The organism is Prevotella sp. CAG:592, from assembly GCF_000436015.1.
Taxonomy (GTDB): Bacteria; Bacteroidota; Bacteroidia; order Bacteroidales; family Bacteroidaceae; genus Prevotella; species Prevotella pectinovora.
The window spans coordinates 5,275-10,970 of record NZ_FR892573.1 but is presented as its reverse complement, the minus strand read 5'-3'; the positions used below and the strand labels follow the sequence as shown (position 1 = coordinate 10,970).

Genomic DNA, 5,696 nt, shown 5'->3' with positions numbered 1-5,696 from the left:
CCGTCAGGGTGGCTATCGTCCTCGCACAGCCGACTACGATCCAAATGCAAAGTACAGTCTCAAGAAGAGAATAGAATATAAGGAAGTCAACGTAGACCCGGATGCACCGGTACGTCTGAACAAGTTCCTCGCCAACGCCGGCGTTTGCAGCCGTCGTGAGGCCGACGCATTCATCCAGGCAGGTGTGGTTACCGTCAACGGACAGGTAGTCACAGAGCTCGGTACAAAGGTGAAGCGCAGCGACGAGATCAAGTTCCACGACCAGAACGTGTCTCTCGAGAAGAAGGTCTACGTGCTCCTCAACAAGCCAAAGGACTATGTTACAACAAGCGACGACCCACAGCAGCGCAAGACTGTGATGGACCTCGTGAAGAACGTTTGTCCTGAGCGTATCTATCCTGTAGGGCGCCTCGACAGAAACACCACCGGTGTGCTTCTGCTCACCAACGACGGCGACCTCGCCAGCAAGCTCACACATCCTAAGTTCTTGAAGAAGAAGGTCTACCACGTATACCTCGACAAGAACGTCACTGCCCACGACATGCAGCAGATTGCAGAGGGCATCACTCTCGACGACGGTGAGGTGCATGCAGACGCCATCGAGTATGCTCATCCTACAGACAAGAGCCAGGTGGGCATCGAGATCCATAGCGGCCGCAACCGTATCGTGCGCCGTATCTTCGAAAGCCTCGGCTATAGAGTGGTGAAGCTCGACCGCGTGCAGTTTGCTGGACTCACAAAGAAGAACCTGCGTCGTGGCGACTGGCGCTTCCTCACCGAGAAGGAGGTTGACATGCTGCGCATGGGAGCGTTCGAATAATCGAATACAACTATAAGGAAGGCTCAGAGAAGAACTCTGGGCTTTCTGAGTTTTTCTTCACAGCGGCGGATTGTCACATCAGGCAGCTGTGACAAAGAATAGCAAAACAACAAGAAATCAACTCAATATGAAAAGAACAAAAGTTGTTGACGCGTTGAAGCTCACCGATTTCGGTTCAACGGTCAACGTGAAAGGCTGGGTTAGGACACACCGCAGCAGCAAGGCTGTAGACTTCATCGCCCTTAACGACGGTTCTACGATAAAGAATATACAGGTTGTAGTAGACCCATCAAAGTTTGATGCCGAGATGCTCAAGCAGATCACCACAGGTTCGTGCATCAGCGCCACCGGTGTTCTCGTTGAGAGCCAGGGTGCCGGTCAGACGTTAGAGATCCAGTGTGAGAGCCTCGAGGTGTATGGTCTTTGCGGCAGCGACTATCCGATGCAGAAGAAGGGCCAGAGCTTCGAGTATATGCGTCAGTATGCCCACATGCGTCTGCGTACCAACACTTTCGGCGCCGTGATGCGCATCCGTCATAACATGGCGATGGCTATACACACATATTTCCATGAGCATGGATTCTTCTATTTCCATTCTCCTATCATCACGGCGAGCGACTGCGAGGGAGCCGGACAGATGTTCCAGGTTACCACAAAGAACCTCTACGACCTGAAGAAGGACGAGGACGGCAAGATAAAGTATGATGACGACTTCTTCGGAAAGCAGACATCGCTTACGGTGAGCGGACAGCTCGAGGGTGAGCTTGGAGCTACGGCTCTCGGCGCTATCTATACCTTCGGTCCTACCTTCCGTGCAGAGAATTCCAACACTCCACGCCACCTTGCAGAGTTCTGGATGGTGGAGCCGGAGGTGGCATTCATCGACCTCACCGACCTGATGGACCTTGAGGAAGACTTCATCAAATATTGTATCCGCTGGGCTCTCGAGCATTGTCAGGACGACCTGGAGTTCCTCAACAAGATGATAGACAAGGGACTCATCGAGCGTCTGAAGGGCATTCTCGAGTCAGACTTCGTACGTCTGCCATACACCGAGGGTATCAAGATTCTGCAGGACGCCATCGCCAAGGGCAGAAAGTTCGAGTTCCCATGTGAGTGGGGCGACGACCTCGCTTCTGAGCATGAGCGCTACCTCGTGGAGGAATACTTCAAGAAGCCTGTCATCATGACAAACTATCCTAAGGCTATCAAGGCATTCTATATGAAGATAGACGATGAGGAGTCTGGATTCGGCGGCAAGAGCGGCCAGACCGTTCAGGGCACCGACGTTCTCTTCCCGCAGATCGGCGAGATTATCGGCGGTTCCGTACGTGAGGAGAGCCTTGAGAAGCTGACGGCAGAAATCAATGAGCGCCATATCCCGATGAAGGATATGTGGTGGTATCTCGACACACGTAAGTACGGAACATGTCCTCACGGTGGTTTCGGACTCGGTTTCGAGCGTCTCATCCTCTTCGTCACAGGTATGCAGAACATCCGCGACGTGATTCCTTTCCCAAGGACACCTAAGACGGCAGAGTTCTAATCGACAACGTACATACTTTTCTTTAAGACTATTAATAATGAAGCCTGGGAATCGCACCGCTTGCGATATCCCAGGCTTTTTAGTTCATTAGGGATAAAAATACTACATTGAATGTCCTGATGGCCGTTTCGTTTTAAATCCATTATCCATACAATTACGCCGACAGAAATATATGTCCGGATTTTCCCCCACAGCGTGGGGAATGAAACCCCACATTAGGGGGTGTTGTTCCCCACGCTGTGGGGGGATTTCGCGGTAATCCTTATCGTAGTGTCGTTCCAGTCGGTTATCCCTCTATTTCTCCACCAATACGATACCCATGCCGCCCTCTTCCAGCGTTATGATATGGCGCTTATACAGGTCGCCTATAGCCTTCTTGAAAGTCTTCTTGCTCACCTGGAAGCGGTCGTAGATATCTTCTGCGTTGCTCTTGTCGCCAAGGTTGCAGTAGCCGTTGTTCTCCTTGAGGTAGTCGAGCAGGGCATCGGAAAATTCTCTCGACAGCTTCTTTCCCGTTGGCTGCAGCGTAACGTCGATCTTGCCGTCAGGACGCACGGTGCCGATATATCCCTTCATGCGGTCGCCGGTGTGGATATATTTGAATATCTGGTCCTTGTATACCAGTCCGCCGTATTTGTTGTCTATAATCACCTTGAATCCCAGATCCGTCTTCTGCCATACCAGCAGGTCCACCTCCTGTCCGTGTCTGTAGTCGGGAGTCTCCTCGCTGAGATAGCGCTCCACCTTTGCCGAAGCCATGATGCGGTAGCTCTCCTTGTCGAGGTGTATGTGTACGATATACGAGTTGCCCCTCACCATCTTCATCTTCTGTTCGCGGAAGGGGCAGAAGAGGTCCTTCATCAGTCCCCAGTCGAGAAATGCTCCGAACTGGTTTGTCCAAGCCACTTCGAGGTAAGCAAACTCACCCACCATCGCCTTCGGTGTCAGCGTGGTGGCTACGGGACGCTCGTCCTGGTCGAGATATACGAACACGTCGAGAGTGTCGCCCGGTTTGCAGCCCTCCGGCACGTAGCGTGTTGGCAACAGGATTTCACCCTCGTCGCCACCGTCGAGATACATGCCGAAGTCCACTTCCTTCACCACCTTCATGGTGTTCATTTCGCCTAATTTTATTCCTTTCATAGTTTGTCGCTTTTTCTTCTTTTTCGTTTACTTTCCTGACTCGCTTCCCGTTTCCGCATCCGTTCTCACTTCTGTTCCTGAATTCTGTGATGCCGGCATTTCCGTTTCTGCGTCAGCTTCAGCATCCTGTGATGCCTTCGGTTCCGTTTCCTTCTCCAGCATACCGTCCCTCATCTTTATCGTGCGGTCGGTGATGCTTGCCAGCTGTTCGTCGTGGGTCACGATGATGAAAGTCTGTCCCGTCTTGTCGCGCAGGTCGAAGAAGAGCTGATGCAGCTCCGCCTTGTTCTTGGAGTCGAGGCTTCCCGACGGTTCATCGGCGAGCACCACAGCCGGGTTGTTCACCAGAGCCCTTGCCACTGCCACACGCTGCTTCTCTCCGCCCGACAGTTCGTTGGGCTTATGCTTGGCGCGGTCGGCGAGTCCCATGAAGTCCAGCAGTTCCATGCCACGTTTCTTAGCCTCGCTTTTCGACATTCCCGCTATGAAGGCAGGAATCATGATATTCTCAAGCGCCGTGAATTCAGGCAGCAGCTGATGAAACTGGAACACGAAGCCGATGTTTCTGTTGCGGAAGTCGGAGAGCTTCTTCTGGTTCAGTCTTCTCACGTCCACTCCGTCAATCATTATCTCCCCGCTGTCAGGCGAGTCGAGCGTACCGATTATCTGGAGCAGTGTGGACTTTCCCGCACCGCTCGGTCCCACGATGCTCACCACCTCTCCTTTGTCTATATGCAGGTCGATGCCCTTGAGCACCTGCAGTGAACCGAAGCTCTTTGTGATATTCTTTATGTCGATCATTGTCTGTTATATTGTCGGTTTATTGTTGTCTTCCGTTTCCTCCCGTGGCTTGTCATGATGCGTCGGAGCGTCATTTGTCTATCTTCTTCATCACCCAGTTTACTATCGAAGAGTAAGCGCTGTCAACGGAGTGATGCTGTGGTGCCGTGAATGTCATGTCCTCTGGCGACTGTCCGTTCTGGTCGGGGAACACCACCATCAGGTTATGCTCGTGGTAGTGTCGGTATAGCTCCAGCGGCAGCCGTTCGAACACCGGTTTGTATGACACCGTACCCTGTCTTGCCGAAATCACCACGAGCATGTGGTCGCTGCTCATCTGCTGCGCCAGCTGTGTGAATTCCTTCCAGTGTTCCATCAATACATATTCTGCCCTCACTCCCGGGTGCTGGTTGCGTATATATTCATTGATGAGCGATGTCGATTCTATCCTTCCGTGGAATATTATCCGGCAGCTCAGGTTTTCAGCCAGTCTCGCCAGCCTCTCTATCCAGCGGTAGAAACCCTGTTCGAACTCCACTCTCGACGGCACCGCCACAAGAATCCTCCTCAGCGTGTTCAGCGGCCTGTTGCACCGGCATAGTATAATCTGCCTGTTCAGCTGGTTCACGAGGTCTGGTGTGAATATCCCCCAGAACTTGTCGCCGTCGGTCTTCTTCTCGTGCAGTCCCATTATTATTTCCGATGCGTCATACTCCTTGAAGGCGTGTATGATGCCGTTTGTGATGTTTGTTGCGAGCCGGCTCTGCGTGAGCATCCTCACGTCTACGGCACTTGCCATCTTCGCCGCTTCCTCCAGTGTGCGCTTTCCGAGCGCCTGGAATTTCTGGCTGTCCTCGTCGTCATACACCACGTTGAGACCTATCAGTCCGCGGTTCAGCTTGTTGTTGTGCATCATGAGCGCCATGCTCATCAGCGTCTCTATCTGTCCGCCCGATCTCAGCGGCACGAGAATCTTCTCGTCGTCGTTCTTCCCTTCGCTTTCAGACGCCAGTCCCTCGGTCAGCGTTATCTTCTGCGAGGCGTTGTCGGTCATCATCGATCCGAAGACACACGTGAAGAGAATCATTATCACCACGGCGTTGAGCATGTCGGAGTCAACGAGATATTCGCCAGGTGTGGTCTGCAGTTTCATTCCCACCATCACGATGGCGATAGATCCGGCGGCATGCGATGATGTGAGTCCGAACATCATGTTGCCGTTAGACCATGGCATCCTGAACACGCCCTTCATGACGTATGCCGCCAGTCCTTTGCCGAGCGTGCCGAAGAATATGATGCAGAATATCACGAAAACCGTGTGCCATCCAGTGAACAGCACCCTCACGTTTATCAGCATTCCCACTCCGATGAGGAAATATGGTATGAAGAGCGCATTGCCCGTGAACT

5 protein-coding genes are annotated in these 5,696 nt (G+C 52.6%); 2 read left to right on the top strand and 3 right to left on the bottom strand.

Going from position 1 to position 5,696, the window contains the following annotated elements; genetic code table 11:
* Both QVO99_RS05915 and asnS read left to right on the top strand, forming a co-directional pair.
* On the top strand, positions 1-820 hold an 820-nt coding region (locus QVO99_RS05915), incomplete at its 5' end, for a pseudouridine synthase (RefSeq protein ID WP_288176992.1).
* A 127-nt stretch (positions 821-947) separates the two neighbouring features.
* The gene (gene asnS / locus QVO99_RS05910) at positions 948-2,366 is read left to right on the top strand and encodes an asparagine--tRNA ligase (RefSeq protein WP_022316678.1); all 1,419 of its coding nucleotides are present in this window, start codon (positions 948-950) and stop codon (positions 2,364-2,366) included.
* Between the two features lie 294 nt (positions 2,367-2,660).
* Here the strand turns inward: asnS and QVO99_RS05905 are convergent, their stop codons facing one another.
* From QVO99_RS05905 to QVO99_RS05895, 3 genes are all read right to left on the bottom strand, one after another.
* Entirely contained in the window at positions 2,661-3,509 is an 849-nt protein-coding gene (locus QVO99_RS05905) for a CvfB family protein (RefSeq protein ID WP_022316677.1), read from the bottom strand.
* Positions 3,510-3,536: 27 nt separating this feature from the next.
* Positions 3,537-4,310: an ABC transporter ATP-binding protein gene (locus tag QVO99_RS05900; RefSeq protein ID WP_022316676.1), complete on the bottom strand. Its 774-nt coding sequence runs from the start codon at positions 4,308-4,310 to the stop codon at positions 3,537-3,539.
* Positions 4,311-4,380: 70 nt separating this feature from the next.
* A partial coding sequence (locus QVO99_RS05895) for a cation:proton antiporter domain-containing protein (protein WP_288176991.1) occupies positions 4,381-5,696 on the bottom strand: 1,316 nt, incomplete at its 5' end.

Bases quoted from the DNA above. Each gene is read 5' to 3' on its own strand.
- asnS (WP_022316678.1), top strand. From the start codon at position 948: ATGAAAAGAACAAAAGTTGTTGACGCGTTGAAGCTCACCGATTTCGGT.
- QVO99_RS05905 (WP_022316677.1), bottom strand. From the start codon at position 3,509: ATGAAAGGAATAAAATTAGGCGAAATGAACACCATGAAGGTGGTGAAG.
- QVO99_RS05900 (WP_022316676.1), bottom strand. From the start codon at position 4,310: ATGATCGACATAAAGAATATCACAAAGAGCTTCGGTTCACTGCAGGTG.